Raw genomic sequence first — 15,000 nt, 5'->3', positions numbered from 1 at the left:
GCAAATCTCATCATCAGCAGATGATTCAAGACGCTGCCTTTATGACCATCCTACCCTTTTAATATGGAAAGATAAACAAGGCAAAGAGAGATGCACTCATCCCCATTCTATAGATAAACGAGTTTCACAAAGCTTAAAGGAGGAATAGTGAATGAAAAAATGGCTTCGTAGTGGCTTTGCCGTATTACTCATAGGCATGTTGGCAATCGGGTTGACAGCATGTGGAGAAAAAGAAGAAGTCGTACAGAAAGTTCGTGTAGCAGAAGTAACCCGCTCGATTTTCTATGCTCCTGAATATGTCGCAATCGAAAAGGGATTCTTCAAAGAGGAGGGGCTCGACATTGAACTAACCACTACCTGGGGTGGTGATAAGACAATGACCACCTTGCTATCCGGCGGTGCTGATATCGCCCTGGTCGGTTCAGAAACCTCGATCTATGTTCATGCACAAGGTTCGGATGATCCGGTCATTAACTTTGCTCAATTAACCCAAACCGATGGAACATTTCTCGTCTCACGTGAAAAAGTGGAAAACTTTGAATGGGATCAATTAAAAGGTTCCACCTTCCTAGGTCAGCGGAAAGGCGGTATGCCACAAATGGTTGGGGAATTTGTCCTGAAGCAGAATAGCATCGATCCGCAAAACGATTTAACCCTCATCCAAAACATTGACTTCGCGAATATCGCGAGTGCCTTTGCATCCGGTACAGGGGACTACGTTCAGCTATTCGAACCAACGGCATCCATTTTTGAACAGGAAGGAAAAGGGCATATCGTGGCTTCCTTTGGAACAGAATCAGGTCATGTTCCCTATACAACGTTCATGGCCAAAGACAGCTATATGAATGAAAACAAAGAAACCGTAGAGAAATTTACGAAAGCTCTGTACAAAGCTCAGAAATGGGTGGCGGAAAACAGTGCAGCAGACATCGCGAAAGTGATTGAGCCCTATTTTGAAGACACAGAACTTTCATTAATTGAAACGGTTGTTGATCGCTACAAATCACAAGGATCCTTCGCGACAGATCCGATCCTTGACGAAGAAGAGTGGAATAATCTCCAAAACATCATGGATGAAGCAGGAGAGCTTCCACAGTCCGTTGATCATAAAACGTTAGTGAACACTTCAATCGCTGAAAAAGCAGCAAAGTAGAACGATTCGGGGCTGACTTCACATGTCAGCCCTTCACTTATAGAAAAAAAGAAAATGGAGGCTTAAGTACAGTGAACTTTCTATCCTTAGATTCGATCCATCACACCTACTTTTCACCCAAAACGGCCACCCATGCTCTCTCAGACATAACGCTTGCAGTGAAAGAAGGGGAGTTTGTCTCGTTTATCGGTCCAAGTGGATGCGGGAAAACCACGTTACTCTCTATTATTGCAGGCCTTATCCAGCCGACAGAAGGAACGATTCTATTAAACCAACAACCAATTCGAAAAATGAAAGAGAAACTGGGATACATGCTGCAGCAGGATTATCTGTTTCCGTGGAAGACCATCGAAGAAAATATTTTTTTAGGTTTAACCATTATGGGGACCCTGACAGAAGAAAAGAGGAAAGAAGCACGCGCCTTGTTGATTGAAATGGGGTTAGAAGGTGTAGAAACATCCTATCCAAGGGAACTATCGGGAGGAATGCGTCAAAGGGTGGCGCTGATTCGAACTCTCATCACAGAACCCCAATTACTTCTCTTGGATGAACCTTTCTCAGCACTCGATTATCAAACCAAATTGAAGTTAGAGGATCTGGTGTACTCCACATTAAAGTCTTTTGGAAAAACAGCCATCCTTGTGACCCATGATATAGGCGAAGCCATCTCCATGAGTGACCGTATCATTCTATTCGGGACGAAACCAGGGTCTATCCACACGATATTCGAGGTTCCGCCCCCGTTAAAAGAGTTGATGCCCTTTGAAGTTAGGAATCATGAGGTATACCCGGGATTTTTCCAATCCATATGGAAGGAGCTTGAGAAACTTGAATCACGAATCGATTAAACAAAAACACCTGGAATACATTCAATCGATGAAGAAAGAACAGCGATGGGTCTGGTTTTATCAAGCGCTTATTTTCTTTGTGTTTTTCTCTCTCTGGGAGCTCGCGAGCCGAAGCAGCTGGATCGACCCACTCATCTTCAGCTCACCCTCAAAAATATGGAAACTGTTTCTCGTAAAACTGGGAGACGGAAGTCTTCTAGCCAACCTGTCTGTCACACTCGGTGAAACCATCATCGGATTCATTCTCGGCACCTTGCTTGGGACCCTATTAGCCGCTTTATTATGGTGGTCACCATTTCTTTCTAAAGTATTGGACCCTTATCTTGTGATCCTCAATGCCATGCCAAAAGTAGCGCTCGGTCCGATATTAATTGTGGGATTGGGACCCGGCTTCACATCCATCATCGCCATGGGTACCGTCATTTCCGTCATCATCACCACGATTGTTGTGTATACTTCCTTCAGGGAAGTGGACCCGAATTATTTGAAGGTGATGCAGACCTTCGGAGCAAGAAGGGGGCAAATGTTCAAAGAGGTCATTCTTCCCGCCTCTTTCCCGACCATCATCTCCACACTGAAAGTCAACGTGGGCTTATCATGGGTCGGAGTCATTGTAGGAGAATTCCTGGTATCCGCCAAGGGGCTCGGATATATGATCATTTATGGATTCCAAGTCTTTAACTTTACCCTTGTCCTACTATCCCTGCTTGTCATTGCCGTATTCGCTACCATTATGTATAAGCTGGTTGAACAGCTCGAAAAGAAGTTGATCAAATCATAAGGTTGAGATCCTTTATTCTTTTGAGAGCCAAGTCCACCACTTGATCTTTCATGATAAAGCTAAAGGAAGGATCGTCATGAATGCTGGAGAAATCACCACTCCAAAGGACGGCTCCTTCTGTTTCCAGATAATCTTCCTTGTTTATGATCTCCTCAGCTTTTGCAAAGAAAATCGTTTTAATAAATGGTGAGTGATCATATACCTTATATTCCCCTATGCAAAATGGCTCCTTGATCACTCCCCCTGTCTCTTCATACGTTTCACGTACCGCAGCTTCCTCAAGGGTTTCTCCTTTTTCCCGCTTCCCCCCAGGAAACTCCAGACCTCTTTTTTTATGTCGTGTTAATAACCATTCCCCTTTGTAGCGGCATAGAACTAACACATGGTATGATTCTTGTTGAAACCTTCCCTTTTCAAAGGATATTTCTACTTGCTTCCCATTTTCATCGATAAACTGTTCCATCTGAATTCACCTCATACGTACACACTTTCTATCATCTAACCATAAATAAAAAGCATTGGTCCACAGATATCTCTTCTGAACCAACACTTTTAATCATTATTTATGATCCTCATGAGGCTCTGAATTCAAGATGCCTATACTCTCAATGAATTTCTTCGCTTCATCATCTCCAAGTCGATGAATCATTTCATACACTTGATGCAGGTTTTCATCATATGCATCATTTTCCCGGTCAAAATGATATTGAATATAAGGGACATGCGCACGATAGAAGTTCTGCCAATCGACTGAGTGATTGGAATCGAACACTTCCCTCAGCTGGGTGATTTCTTCATCAGTTGCAGATATTTTAAAGTTCCATGGCGAATCCGTTGAGCTTCTTGAAATCTCACCCGTGGCTACTTCAATATAATAATCGTGTCGTTCTTCGTTCATCTTCCCACTCCTTATCTGTGCTTACCCTTCATTTTCCTCAATTGACGAAATTCTATTCACTTTGATTTCTTCTTCAACACTTCAACCGCTTTCCGTAAAAACTCCGGCACCGGTACTCCTGCTCTACCGACATTTTCAATGATCGAAATCATTTCATTACATAAATAAAAAATAATCGTGGCATTACGAATAAAGTGTTGATTTGTTAGTATAGTATCAATAAGGTGGGCAACCGTGACAAGGGAGAAAATCAGCACTTTCCGGCCAATTCCTCTCAAACCGAATTTGCTGGACAACTTTCCTTCAATCCCACTTGCAATCATCCCTGTGAAATAATCCAAAGTCACGGCAATTAATAAAATAGTCAACAGTGAATTCCATTCTCCAAATAAATTTAAAATAATTGCACCCAGTCCCGATCCAACGATCAGCATACTTTTTTCCAAATAAAGCATCTCCTTTTTCTAATGGTTGGCTTTGTATCAAGTGAAGGGGAAACCAGGACTTCATCAGCTTTTGTAGCTGCTTTTGTCAAAAAGTGAGCAAATACCGTTTTATAGCCCATGGTTAATAAGTCTTATTGAGGGTAATGACAAATAAGAGTTGTCCTAGCATAATATGTAGAGTAATTCATAAACGTTCATGGTAAAATGAACGAAAGGGAGGTGAAGCGCATGAAGTTAATCGAAGAAATTTATGAAATGTACCGAGGAAGGATCAAAGGTACCGACGAAGACTTAGACCTCATTGCCCTTACAATCTTAGAAGATACCTCTAGGAACGAGCTACTGGAACTTATTCAAGAAATGGAAACAGAAGAATTACAATACTTCTTCCGCTTATACATATTCGAAACACTTAAAGAAAAATGGTCCAACAGTGAAGAACGAGTGAGACTCGAGAAAAAGAGCTTGCACTAATCGGAATTTTCAAACTGATAGAAGAAGCCTTGATCCGAATTTTCCGGAACAAGGCTTCTTCCCATTTCATCCCTTCACATCAAGGACATGTCCTTTATCGGGATGCGGCGCAGGCTGACTGACCTGCATTTCTTTCATCATTACGGTCACTTGAGCCGTTTGTGTCGCCATCTGACTTTTCAATAAATTCGTACTGAGTGTTCGTTGAAGCTCAGCGACTTGCTTGCCCATCATTGAAGAAACATCCATGGTAATTTCCCCCCTCGTTTCGTTTATCAAAGCTGGCACATACTATAAAAAATTCATATGCACCTTTGAGGATACCAAATATTACTAGTCATTAGTAGATAAACCTGCGTTTTACGTCATAAAAATGTTGAATTTTGTCCATGTACATCCCGTTTTTCTATGTTAAAATAGTGAAAAAAAGGGGGTTGCATAATGTCAGTAACTCTTGTTCTGATCATTGCTGTTGCTATATGTATTTTAGTGATATTCGTGAGTGCCCTTACAACATCCAAAGCATATACAACGGTTAAACATACAGTAGATCCACTTGAAGATAATCCTCATTTGGAGAAGATGAAGCAAGAAGAGAAAAAGGAAGACAACTAAAATAAAATCCACCGTTCTAATGTAGAACGGTGGATTTTTTTATGTTTTTATGCAAAAACCTGCTTTAGCTCTTCATTACTTTGGCTGAGCCAGAAACGCATTAGTTTCTTTGCGCCTTCTAAATCATGGAGCTTCGCCTGGCCGCATTGTTTTTCATTGGATGCCGGAATCTCTTCGATTTCTACAGCTTCTTTCATGGTTGCATTTAAGAGATCGATGATTTCTTCCACTTTCGGCTCTCCGCTTACAACTAGATAGTAACCTGTCTGGCATCCCATCGGGGAGATATCAATAATATCGAAATGAGCATATGACTCTGCATATTTACGGATGGTGAAGGCTAATAAATGTTCAAGTGTATGAATGGAATCAGGCTTCATCGCTTGCTTGTTAGGCTGACAGAAACGAATATCAAACTTGTTGATAAGTCCATCGCTGCCTACTTTATGGACACCGCAATGTCTCACAAAAGGTGCTTTCACTGCATTATGATCTAATTCAAAGCTTTCTACTGAAGGCATTAAAATCACTCCCATTTAGTTTCTAGTTATAAGTATAACGTAAATTCATAGTTATTTCATCAACTTAATCTGAATTAGGATGAAAACCTGTTTTTACAGGCTCTTTTCGCATAGATTGTTGTTTTGTACCATAAGATCAGCCAGGGGCTCTGTCAACAAGCGTGTGCTGGATGAGGGGAACCGCTCTGCTTGCAGCTAGTGTTCAAAAGAAATCGCAATTACATGGGAATATCCAGATTGTATGAAACTTGGACTAACAATAAGTCAAAAACGTTTTAATCCCTTAAACAGTTTTGATATAGTAAAAGAAAATCAATCAGGAGACAGATTATGAAAAGGTTATTGTTATTTGTATTTAAGGTGTACCAACGGGTCATCTCTCCTCTCAAGCCTCCCACTTGCCGGTTTTATCCAACCTGTTCCCATTATGGCGTGCAGGCAGTAAGTCGGTTCGGTGCATTACGCGGAGGATGGTTAACAGTAAAGCGGATTTGCAAATGCCACCCTTTTCATCCTGGTGGCATTGATCACGTGCCTGATAAATGGCCTTCTAAAAATACGAATCATTCCGACTAACTCCTATCCGGAGGTAGTCTTTCTTTTTTTAAAAGATAAAAATTAAAAAATCCATCCATTTATCTTGCTTATTCCCCATAACGGTAGTAAAATAACCTTTGTGCTAAATCGTAATCATTACAGTTATTAAATTATTACCCTTAAAGGAGGATTCCTCTTGAACTATATTCGTATGAGTTTATTTTTATTATTGATTTTAGTATTATCCGCTTGCGGAGCCTCTTCAGATCAGGAAGAGGCTGAAAAGAAAGATAAATTGGAAGTGTACACAACCGTTTATCCACTGGAGGATTTCACGAAGAAAATCGGCGGAGAACACGTGGATGTGGAAAGTATTTACCCTCCAGGTGCCGATGAGCATACGTTTGAACCTTCTCAAAAAGATATGATTAAAATGGCTGATGGAGATGTTTTCTTCTATATCGGAATGGGACTTGAAGGATTCGTTGAAGGATCGAAATCGATTCTAGAAAACGAAGATGTAGTCGTTGTACCGACGAGTGAACATGTTGAATTGAATCATGAAGAAGGTCATGGTGAAGAGAGTGCTGAAGAGCATGAAGAACATGAAGACTCTCATGAGGACGATCATGGCGATGAGCACAACCATGACGTTGATCCACACCTCTGGTTAGACCCGGTGTACTCTAAAGAAATGGCGAAAACCATTGCAGATACACTTTCAGAAGAAATGCCGGAACATAAGGAAGATTTCCAAGCGAATCTGGATGCATTATCGAAAGATTTAGATGCGCTGGACGCTGAATTTAAGGACATGGCAGAAAATGCACCAAAGAAAACCTTCTACGTTTCTCATGCTGCTTACAGCTATTGGGAAGAACGCTACGGACTGCATCAAGAAGCCATTGCCGGATTGAATACTGCTGATGAGCCATCACAGCAAGAGCTCAAGAAAATCATTGAAAAAGGGAAAGAAGACAATGTTCAATACATTCTCTTTGAACAAAACGTCTCTTCCCGTCTAACAGAAGTTGTACAAAACGAATTGGGTGCAAAAGCCCTGCACCTTCATAATCTTTCTGTTCTTACTGAAGAAGACAGAAACAATGACGAAGATTATTTTACTCTCATGAAGAAGAACATAGAGACTTTAAAACAGGCATTACAATAGAACATTTTGATTGAGAGCAGCTGGTGAGCTGCTCTTTTTAGTTTTTGCGATTAAATTTTCGGCTATATTATCGATTTTTCTAATTTATTATCGACTTTGGCCCTTATATTATCGACTTTCCGATTATATTATCAACTTACAAAAATCGACATTCCCCTGCAGTATTTTTAGATCTACAATCAAACTTTCTCCCCCTACTAATAATCATGAATATTATTTTCCATTAAGTGGACAATAAGGAAATGTTAAAGACTAGTAAGGGAGACATGAGAATGGATGAATTAGTAATTGCTCGTTCCTTATTTGGTACTACAATGGCCTTTCACATCATTTTTGCCACACTTGGAGTCGGTATTCCGTTAATGATTCTTGTTGCAGAAATTATGTATCAGCGGACGAATGATCTGGACTATTCCGTGATGGCAAAACGCTGGACGAAGGCGTTCGCCGTGCTGCTGGGGGTAGGGATTCCGACAGGGACGATTGCAGGTGTTCAATTGTCGCTACTGTGGCCTGGATTCATGGAGGTTATCGGACGGGTGATGGCACTGCCGTTCCAAATAGAAATCTATGCGTTCTTTGTTGAAGCGTTATTTATGTCTATCTATGTGTATGCAGCCAATCGGATCGCTCCCTGGATGAGAATCGTGAGTCTTGTCCTAGTCGCCATCGGTGGACTTGCTTCAGCTGTACTAATCACGAATGTGCATGCGTTTGAAGGGACACCTGCTGGATTTGAAATGGTGAACGGAGAAATCACCAACGTGGATCCTTGGAAAGCTTTCTTCAATCCAAGCTTTTTCGTAACAGCGGGGCATGTAGCTCTATCTGCTTATGTAGTGGGGTCGTTCACGATTGCTACTGTTTCTGCCTTTAAAATGCTCCGAACCTCATTTGGGTCAAGGATTTATAAATTTCATCAAAAGTCCCTGATGATTTGTTTATTAGTCGGGGGTATCTTCTCCTTTTTCACAGCGATTAATGGACATGAATCGGCTCAAATGCTCCATGAGTATCAGCCTGAGAAACTGGCTGCAGCTGAGGGATTGTTTGAGACCCAAACCCATGCCCCGCTTGCGATTGGAGGATTCACGGATCCTGAGGAGCAGGAAGTGAAATGGGGTATCGAAATTCCTTGGGCCCTTAGTTTCCTTGCTGGAAACAGCTTCGATACGGAAGTTATCGGATTAAACGACTTCCCTAAAGAATATTGGCCGCCTCTCTTCGTTCATACGTTATTCAACGCGATGGTGGGAATTGGATCTTTACTCATTTTACTTTCCCTCATTGCCTACGTATGGAATAAATTATTGAAAAAAGACCGATTCCCAAAATGGTTGATGTGGTCGTTTGTAGCCGGTGGTCCCCTATCGATCTTAGCCATCGAATTCGGATGGATTTTCGCTTGTACCGGCCGTCAGCCTTGGACGATTTACCGCATCTTGAGTACAGAGGACTCGGTTACCACGACGGGAAACTTGGCCGTACTGTTCGTTTTGTTCGTTTCCGTTTATGCGATTTTAGCCGTGTCCGTGGTTCTTGTTCTCTTGTATTACTTCAAACGGAATCCACCTGAAAAAGATATCAACAAAGCGGAAGGAAATCATAAGGATATTCCTCTATCCACATAACCAGCAAGAATTGGAGGTGAAGTAATGACACAAGCATTGATTGCCATCACAATATTATGGGGGTTCGTCTTTATCTATGCCGTCATGGCAACGATGGATTTCGGAGCCGGCTTTTGGTCGATGATCTATATTAATCATGACAAAACAAAAGCAACCAATATCGCCAACCGGTATCTGTCACCAACCTGGGAGGTGACGAATACGTTTATTGTTGCCCTGGTAGTGGCAGTGTATAGTATGTTTCCGGGTGCTGCCTATTCATTAGGAACGGTGTTGCTCATCCCGGGGAGTTTAATCCTGCTGCTTCTGGCTCTTCGAAGTGCATTTCTCGTCTTCTCTCATGTGGCAGATGATTACAGAAAGCCGCTGACCTATGTGACGGGAATTACAGGCTTGCTGATACCAGGTCTGCTCATCAGCGTACTGCCAATCTCTCACGGACCTTACATTGATTTTGAAGACGGACAAACTCTTCTTTTGGGGAAGTTGTTTACGAGTCCACATGAATATGCCTTCTTCGGATTTGCCGTTGCCAGTACGTTATTTCTTTCATCCTTACTTCTTGCTGACTACTCCAAAGCTTCCAAGGAATTTGAATCCTTTAAAGTGTATCGGCGAGATGCCATGATCATCGGTCCAATCTCTGTGGTCATGGCGTTCCTGATTATGTTCACCATGAAAAATGAGGCGTCATGGATCTATGAAAGAATGATGGAAGATCAGATTTTGTTATGGGTCTCCTTATTTGGGTTCCTGGTTGCCGGGGGAGCATTATTTCTCCCCACCAATAAAGAGGGCATGAAGGGAATGCCCCGTGTAGCTGTCATCGCCGTGACATTTCAATATGTACTGGCAAGCTATGTATACGGTAAAGCCCACCTGCCTTATATCATCTACCCGGAAGTTACGATCCAGTCCGGATTCACGGATCCCAACTCGTTTAAGGCTGTGTTCATCACCTATATTGTCGGATTCATCATTCTGTTTCCCGGGTTTGTGTACTTTTGGAGTTTATTTATGAATGATAAACGATATTTGAGGCAAAAAAGTGAATGACTGCACGATAGCTTCGATACTCTCGGAGCTATTTTTCTACCTCCCGTATAGATCAATTATTTGCTTATCCACACAGACTAACGGTAGAAATTAACCGAACATATGGTTTCTCAACTGTAATTACAACCTCGCATCATTATCAAGCAGTCCCTGCAGTTGGCGACAAACCCTTTTTAATAAACAAGAAAGAAGAAAAGCTCAGATTCAGCTCTGAGCTTTTCTTTTCCACCATATTTTTTATCTATGTTGATCCACAAGAATCGGATTGCCATCAGGATCTTCAATCGTTAAACTTGCAGGGCCTTCGCTTGATTCATCTGCTTCAGACAATATTTTTACCCCTTGTTCTTTCAGCTGCTTTTGAAGGTCCCGAATGTCCGTATATGAATCCAGATTTTCGGCATTTTGATTCCAGCCTGGATTAAAGGTCAGAATGTTCTTTTCAAACATGCCTTCGAACAAACCAATTACAGTACTTTCGTTCTTCATGATAAGCCAATTTTGGGCAATGTCCCCTCCCAAAGTTTGAAATCCAAGTTTTTCATAAAATGCTTTTGATTTATTAATGTTTTTAACACTTAAGCTTACAGAAAATGCACCTAGTTTCATAATTCCTCCTTAAAAAAAATAATAATGAAGATTTAATTCATAGATTAAGTATAGTTCCAGATTTGGAAAAATACAACATTCACCAGGGGATATCTGACGTATTAATCTTCTATATATTTTTCTTTAAGAACATCCGCACCGATCCCGCCTCCTATCATTAAGATCAACGGTCCAAAGTTCCAAATAAACCCATTTCCAATCAAAGGTATATCAAAAGCAGTAAATTTATTAACAAGAAAAATTCCTATTTTGGCCAACAAGAAAACTACACCAATTAAAAATAGAAATTCAAACATCGATTTTAATTTTGGATGCGCCAATTGCTTACTATCCTTGATTACTTTCTCTGTCAATTCCTCATCACTCCTCAACAATTCATCGATTGTAACTCCGAATAGATCACTTACTTTAATGATGATTTCAATGCTGGGATAATTCTGACCAGTCTCCCACTTTGAAACCGATTGCCGACTGACAAAAAGCCTTTCTGCTAACTCTTCCTGGGACCATCCTCTACCCTTTCTCTCACTTTTCAACTTCTCTCCAAAGATCATTCTACCAATCACCTTTCATTCATCTATCTTTCATTATTGCCAATCACTATGTAAAAAGTAAAGATAACCATGGTTGCACCGCACCGCAACTACTAGTTGCCCCCTTTAAATAAGTTACAATAATCATTAAATTGAACAAATAAGCAGGCCCTCGGACAGAACCTGCTTATTTGTTCGTTCGATTTATATTTTTTTGATTGGGGGTAATTACTGGTTAAACATTTCTTTACCGATTGTCACACTACTTAACCGTTTTCTATTCAACTCCACACCTATCCCAGGACCATCTAAACGTTCCACAACACCATTTTTCACGACGATGGGAGAAGTAATGATATCTTCTTCCCAATATTTCGAGGAGGAGGAAATATCCCCGGGAATCGAGAACCCCTCGAGAGTGGCAAGAGTCAGATTATGTGCCCGGGAAACCCCAAACTCGATCATGCCTCCGCACCATACTTTGATGTGATTCTCCTGGCACAACCGGTAGATTTCCAAAGCGCTTGTGTAACCACCGACTCTGCCAAGCTTGATATTGACCACTCCGCAGCTATTTAAATAGATGGCGCTCTTCATATCATGAGGGGTTACGATGCTTTCATCCAAACAAATCGGAGTCGACAACTCTTTTTGCAAAAGTGAGTGTTCCACTAAATCGTCAACTCCCAAAGGCTGTTCGATCATCTCCAGCCCAAACTCATCCAGTGCTTGAAGCCCGATTTTGTCTTCAAGGGAATAAGCTGAGTTCGCATCTGCCAGAAGAGAAAGCGAAGGAAAATGGTCACGCAATTCTTTTACAATCTCTATATCCGCTCCAGGAGAGATTTTCAGCTTTATGCGTTGATACCCTTCTTCCACTAGTTCGCCTGCCTGCTTGATCATTTCGTTCAAGGAATTGGCACCTACGACTGCCCCTGCAAGAATTTCAGAACGCGTCCCCCCTATCATCTCCGAGAGAGGAACGTTATGCTGTCTGGCATAGAGATCCCATAAAGCCATTTCAAGTGCAGCCTTCGCCATAGCATTTCCCCTTACAGCTTTGAATCTTTTTCCGATTTCTTTAGGGTGTTTAAACGGGTTACTGTTCATTAAAGGAATCAATACATCTTTGAGCATATGATAGGATGTTTTCACGGTTTCTTCTGTATACCACGGTGTGGAAAAAGCAACCCCTTCTCCCAATCCAATCAATCCGTCGGCATCTTGAACCTCAACTACGATCCCTTCCCGTTTTTCAACGGTTTGCAGATGTGTCACAAATGACTTTTTCAATGGCATCGATATGATGTGAAGCGTAATGGATTTAATCTTCATCGACATACAGTCCTTTTTCCCACTGATCTCTGAGCACTCTTCTCAGCAGTTTGTTCGAGGCATTTCGTGGTAACTCATCTACAAAGATTATTTTTTTCGGCTGTTTATATGATGCCAGATTATCGCTGCAGTAATTTAAGATCTCTTCTTTTGTAAGACGCTCTTTCTTAACGATAAACGCACAGGGAATTTGCCCCCATGTGTCATTTGGAATCCCAACCACCCCGGCATCCTCTACCCCGTCACAGCCTAACAGCACACTTTCAATTTCCGCAGGATACACATTTTCTCCCCCTGAAATGATGAGGTCTGATCGCCGGTCCAATACAAATAAGAATCCCTCTTCATCTACATAACCGATATCCCCTGTATGGAACCAGTCATCTTTAAAACTTTTTGCATTGGCTTCCTCTCTTCGGTAATACCCGTTCGTTACATTCGGGCCTTTTACCAAAATTTCACCCTCTTGATTTGCTTTTGCTTCTCCCTTTTCATTCTTGATTCTTAATTCGGAAGGAAAGAGTGGTTTCCCCGCTGAACCCAGCTTCGTCATACTGTATTCAGGTGATAACGTCACGATTTGAGAAGCCGTTTCCGTCATTCCATATGTCTGAAAAACGGGCACTCCTTTTTCCTTACAAGCCTGAAGTAATGGAAGTGGTGCAGGTCCGCCACCTAACAGCATACAGCGGAAATCCGGATGATACGTTCTGTGGCCCATGTCATTCAACAACCGCTGAAGCATATTGCTTACAACCGACATGATCGTGACCCTTCCACTTTCAAGCTCCTGATTAATCCCTTTCACATCAAAAGTTTCAACCAGTCGTACCTTCATTCCATAAATCACACTTCTCATAAGGATCGAATATCCGCTTATATGAAAGAGAGGAACCGAGCAAAGCCAGGCATCATTTTCACTTATTCCGAGATTCAAAGAAGATCCAATGGCACTCCACCAATGGTTACCATACGATTGAAGAACTCCTTTGGGGGCTCCGGTCGTTCCTGATGTGTACATAACCGAGCAAGCTTGGTCTAACTGAAAATAATCCTTTACTTTAAAGCTTGTTGGGGCTGTTTGCAGCAACTGAGAGAATGGAATTCCATCAACGTCTTCCCCTAGAAAAGACAGCTTCCCCTCAAACTCATCGTCATATATGACCGTCGATAACTCCATGTCCTGTACTTGAAAAGATAATTCATTCGAACTCAGTTTGTTGTTTAATAGTACAGTCGTGAATCCAAGTTGTTGAATAGCATGAATGACCAACACAGATTCCACTTTATTTTTAATCATGAGTCCCACAAAAGGATGTGCAGAAGATTTCACTATGGTATGAAGCTGCTCACCGATATGAATAGATTTTCCCCAGAGCTCTCCGAAGGTATACTCCACATCACCATTACTTATTGCCATCCGATCAGGGGTTAAGAACGCTCTTTGTTTTAGCCAATTAGGCAGTTGCTGTGTAGTCATCCTGTCATTCCCATTCCTTTCTTGTTTATGCTCTTTATAGCCTTTATAAAAAAAGCCTGACGAATCCGCAAAGATTCATCAGGCCACCTTAGATCAAGGGAAACGAGGGAATTGTCCAAAGTCCGGTTTACGCTTTTCTTTAAATGCGTCGCGGCCTTCCTTGGCTTCTTCCGTTGTGTAGTATAGAAGTGTAGCGTCTCCTGCAAGTTGTTGCAGACCCGCTAATCCATCTGTATCTGCGTTGAATGAAGCTTTTAAGAAACGAAGGGCAGTCGGACTTTTTTCAAGCATTTCTGATGCCCACTGAACCGTTTCCGCTTCAAGCTGCTCATATGGAACGACTGTATTGACAAGACCCATTTCAAGCGCTTCTTGTGCGTTATACTGACGGCACAGGTACCAGATTTCTTTTGCTTTCTTGTGACCGACGATGCGTGCAAGATATCCTGCACCGTATCCTGCGTCGAAACTTCCTACCTTAGGACCAGTTTGTCCGAAGATTGCATTGTCAGCAGCAATCGTAATATCACATACGACGTGAAGAACATGTCCTCCTCCGATGGCATAACCTGCTACCATTGCGATGACCGGCTTAGGAATCACTCTAATCAGACGCTGTAAGTCCAGTACATTCAGTCGCGGAATTTCATCTTCCCCGACGTATCCGCCATGTCCTCGTACTCTTTGGTCTCCCCCTGAACAGAATGCCTTTTCTCCAGCACCTGTTAAAACGATGACACCGACTTTGGAATCGTCACGTGCATAAGCAAATGCATCGATTAATTCCATTACAGTTTTAGGACGAAAAGCGTTGCGAACTTCTGGTCGATTGATCGTGATTTTTGCGATCCCATTGTATGTTTCGTACAAAATATCTTCGTAGTTTCTTTCTGAAACCCATTCAAAAGCCAT

At 41.8% G+C, this 15,000-nt stretch carries 19 protein-coding genes; 9 read left to right on the top strand and 10 right to left on the bottom strand.

Annotated elements, in window-relative coordinates; translation table 11 throughout:
* The first annotated feature begins 151 nt into the window (after positions 1–151).
* The 3 genes from F0342_RS16965 (at position 152) to F0342_RS16955 (ending at position 2,782) form a co-directional block, all read left to right on the top strand.
* Entirely contained in the window at positions 152–1,153 is a 1,002-nt protein-coding gene (locus F0342_RS16965; RefSeq protein WP_149157042.1) for an ABC transporter substrate-binding protein, read from the top strand.
* A 71-nt stretch (positions 1,154–1,224) separates the two neighbouring features.
* Positions 1,225–2,001, top strand: coding sequence for an ABC transporter ATP-binding protein (locus F0342_RS16960; RefSeq protein ID WP_149157041.1), 777 nt, complete (start codon positions 1,225–1,227; stop codon positions 1,999–2,001).
* Between the two features lie 28 nt (positions 2,002–2,029).
* The gene (locus F0342_RS16955) at positions 2,030–2,782 is read left to right on the top strand and encodes an ABC transporter permease (RefSeq protein ID WP_262481793.1); all 753 of its coding nucleotides are present in this window, start codon (positions 2,030–2,032) and stop codon (positions 2,780–2,782) included.
* Here the strand turns inward: F0342_RS16955 and ytkD are convergent.
* The 3 genes from ytkD to F0342_RS16940 all read right to left on the bottom strand — a co-directional run bounded on the left by ytkD (position 2,772) and on the right by F0342_RS16940 (position 4,126).
* Entirely contained in the window at positions 2,772–3,245 is a 474-nt protein-coding gene (ytkD, locus tag F0342_RS16950) for an RNA deprotection pyrophosphohydrolase (RefSeq protein ID WP_149157039.1), read from the bottom strand. The genes F0342_RS16955 and ytkD overlap by 11 nt on opposite strands.
* A 96-nt stretch (positions 3,246–3,341) precedes the next feature.
* Positions 3,342–3,680 (bottom strand): hydrolase, encoded by a 339-nt coding sequence (locus F0342_RS16945; protein WP_149157038.1) that lies wholly within the window; start codon positions 3,678–3,680, stop codon positions 3,342–3,344.
* Positions 3,681–3,736: 56 nt separating this feature from the next.
* Positions 3,737–4,126 carry a phage holin family protein gene (locus tag F0342_RS16940; protein ID WP_262481783.1) on the bottom strand — a complete coding sequence of 130 codons (390 nt, stop codon included), beginning with the start codon at positions 4,124–4,126 and terminating at the stop codon, positions 3,737–3,739.
* A 228-nt stretch (positions 4,127–4,354) separates the two neighbouring features.
* On the opposite strand from F0342_RS16940, the gene F0342_RS16935 reads away from it, so the two are divergent.
* The gene (locus tag F0342_RS16935) at positions 4,355–4,600 is read left to right on the top strand and encodes a DUF6154 family protein (protein WP_044340349.1); all 246 of its coding nucleotides are present in this window, start codon (positions 4,355–4,357) and stop codon (positions 4,598–4,600) included.
* 66 nt (positions 4,601–4,666) lie between these two features.
* On the opposite strand, the gene F0342_RS16930 is transcribed toward F0342_RS16935, so the two are convergent.
* Entirely contained in the window at positions 4,667–4,849 is a 183-nt protein-coding gene (locus F0342_RS16930) for a hypothetical protein (RefSeq protein WP_149157037.1), read from the bottom strand.
* A gap of 192 nt (positions 4,850–5,041) precedes the next feature.
* Between F0342_RS16930 and ytzI the strand changes: the two genes are divergently transcribed.
* A complete protein-coding gene (ytzI, locus tag F0342_RS16925) occupies positions 5,042–5,215 on the top strand; it encodes a YtzI protein (protein WP_149157036.1) in 174 nt (57 codons plus the stop codon).
* 47 nt (positions 5,216–5,262) lie between these two features.
* Here the strand turns inward: ytzI and F0342_RS16920 are convergent, their stop codons facing one another.
* On the bottom strand, positions 5,263–5,736 hold the full coding sequence (locus F0342_RS16920; RefSeq protein WP_149157035.1) for an S-ribosylhomocysteine lyase: 474 nt from the start codon (positions 5,734–5,736) through the stop codon (positions 5,263–5,265).
* 330 nt (positions 5,737–6,066) lie between these two features.
* On the opposite strand from F0342_RS16920, the gene yidD reads away from it, so the two are divergent.
* The 4 genes from yidD to F0342_RS16900 all read left to right on the top strand — a co-directional run bounded on the left by yidD (position 6,067) and on the right by F0342_RS16900 (position 10,131).
* Positions 6,067–6,312, top strand: a complete 246-nt coding sequence (gene yidD / locus F0342_RS16915; protein ID WP_223145726.1) for a membrane protein insertion efficiency factor YidD — start codon at positions 6,067–6,069, stop codon at positions 6,310–6,312.
* Between the two features lie 166 nt (positions 6,313–6,478).
* A complete protein-coding gene (locus F0342_RS16910; protein ID WP_395940700.1) occupies positions 6,479–7,444 on the top strand; it encodes a metal ABC transporter solute-binding protein, Zn/Mn family in 966 nt (321 codons plus the stop codon).
* A gap of 272 nt (positions 7,445–7,716) precedes the next feature.
* On the top strand, positions 7,717–9,075 hold the full coding sequence (locus tag F0342_RS16905) for a cytochrome ubiquinol oxidase subunit I (RefSeq protein WP_149157034.1): 1,359 nt from the start codon (positions 7,717–7,719) through the stop codon (positions 9,073–9,075).
* 24 nt (positions 9,076–9,099) lie between these two features.
* Entirely contained in the window at positions 9,100–10,131 is a 1,032-nt protein-coding gene (locus tag F0342_RS16900; protein WP_149157033.1) for a cytochrome d ubiquinol oxidase subunit II, read from the top strand.
* A gap of 237 nt (positions 10,132–10,368) precedes the next feature.
* Here the strand turns inward: F0342_RS16900 and F0342_RS16895 are convergent, their stop codons facing one another.
* The 5 genes from F0342_RS16895 to menB all read right to left on the bottom strand — a co-directional run bounded on the left by F0342_RS16895 (position 10,369) and on the right by menB (position 15,000).
* A complete protein-coding gene (locus F0342_RS16895; protein ID WP_149157032.1) occupies positions 10,369–10,740 on the bottom strand; it encodes a VOC family protein in 372 nt (123 codons plus the stop codon).
* A 101-nt stretch (positions 10,741–10,841) separates the two neighbouring features.
* Positions 10,842–11,294, bottom strand: coding sequence for a helix-turn-helix domain-containing protein (locus F0342_RS16890; RefSeq protein WP_149157031.1), 453 nt, complete (start codon positions 11,292–11,294; stop codon positions 10,842–10,844).
* Positions 11,295–11,501: 207 nt separating this feature from the next.
* A complete protein-coding gene (menC, locus tag F0342_RS16885; RefSeq protein WP_149157236.1) occupies positions 11,502–12,608 on the bottom strand; it encodes an o-succinylbenzoate synthase in 1,107 nt (368 codons plus the stop codon).
* Positions 12,598–14,088 (bottom strand): o-succinylbenzoate--CoA ligase, encoded by a 1,491-nt coding sequence (locus F0342_RS16880; RefSeq protein ID WP_149157030.1) that lies wholly within the window; start codon positions 14,086–14,088, stop codon positions 12,598–12,600. Before F0342_RS16880 ends, menC begins: the two co-directional genes overlap by 11 nt.
* 93 nt (positions 14,089–14,181) lie before the next feature.
* Entirely contained in the window at positions 14,182–15,000 is an 819-nt protein-coding gene (gene menB, locus F0342_RS16875) for a 1,4-dihydroxy-2-naphthoyl-CoA synthase (protein ID WP_044340358.1), read from the bottom strand.

The organism is Bacillus sp. CH30_1T, from assembly GCF_008364765.1.
Classification (GTDB): Bacteria; Bacillota; Bacilli; order Bacillales; family Bacillaceae_B; genus Rossellomorea.
This window is presented reverse-complemented; position numbering and strand designations above follow the sequence as displayed.

Coding starts and splice junctions, on each gene's coding strand:
- F0342_RS16900 (WP_149157033.1), top strand. CDS start 9,100: ATGACACAAGCATTGATTGCCATCACAATATTATGGGGGTTCGTCTTT.
- F0342_RS16890 (WP_149157031.1), bottom strand. CDS start 11,294: ATGATCTTTGGAGAGAAGTTGAAAAGTGAGAGAAAGGGTAGAGGATGG.
- F0342_RS16930 (WP_149157037.1), bottom strand. CDS start 4,849: ATGGATGTTTCTTCAATGATGGGCAAGCAAGTCGCTGAGCTTCAACGA.
- F0342_RS16895 (WP_149157032.1), bottom strand. CDS start 10,740: ATGAAACTAGGTGCATTTTCTGTAAGCTTAAGTGTTAAAAACATTAAT.
- menB (WP_044340358.1), bottom strand. CDS start 15,000: ATGGCTTTTGAATGGGTTTCAGAAAGAAACTACGAAGATATTTTGTAC.
- F0342_RS16905 (WP_149157034.1), top strand. CDS start 7,717: ATGGATGAATTAGTAATTGCTCGTTCCTTATTTGGTACTACAATGGCC.
- F0342_RS16965 (WP_149157042.1), top strand. CDS start 152: ATGAAAAAATGGCTTCGTAGTGGCTTTGCCGTATTACTCATAGGCATG.
- F0342_RS16880 (WP_149157030.1), bottom strand. CDS start 14,088: ATGACTACACAGCAACTGCCTAATTGGCTAAAACAAAGAGCGTTCTTA.
- ytkD (WP_149157039.1), bottom strand. CDS start 3,245: ATGGAACAGTTTATCGATGAAAATGGGAAGCAAGTAGAAATATCCTTT.
- menC (WP_149157236.1), bottom strand. CDS start 12,608: ATGAAGATTAAATCCATTACGCTTCACATCATATCGATGCCATTGAAA.
- F0342_RS16935 (WP_044340349.1), top strand. CDS start 4,355: ATGAAGTTAATCGAAGAAATTTATGAAATGTACCGAGGAAGGATCAAA.
- F0342_RS16920 (WP_149157035.1), bottom strand. CDS start 5,736: ATGCCTTCAGTAGAAAGCTTTGAATTAGATCATAATGCAGTGAAAGCA.
- yidD (WP_223145726.1), top strand. CDS start 6,067: ATGAAAAGGTTATTGTTATTTGTATTTAAGGTGTACCAACGGGTCATC.
- F0342_RS16945 (WP_149157038.1), bottom strand. CDS start 3,680: ATGAACGAAGAACGACACGATTATTATATTGAAGTAGCCACGGGTGAG.
- ytzI (WP_149157036.1), top strand. CDS start 5,042: ATGTCAGTAACTCTTGTTCTGATCATTGCTGTTGCTATATGTATTTTA.
- F0342_RS16955 (WP_262481793.1), top strand. CDS start 2,030: ATGAAGAAAGAACAGCGATGGGTCTGGTTTTATCAAGCGCTTATTTTC.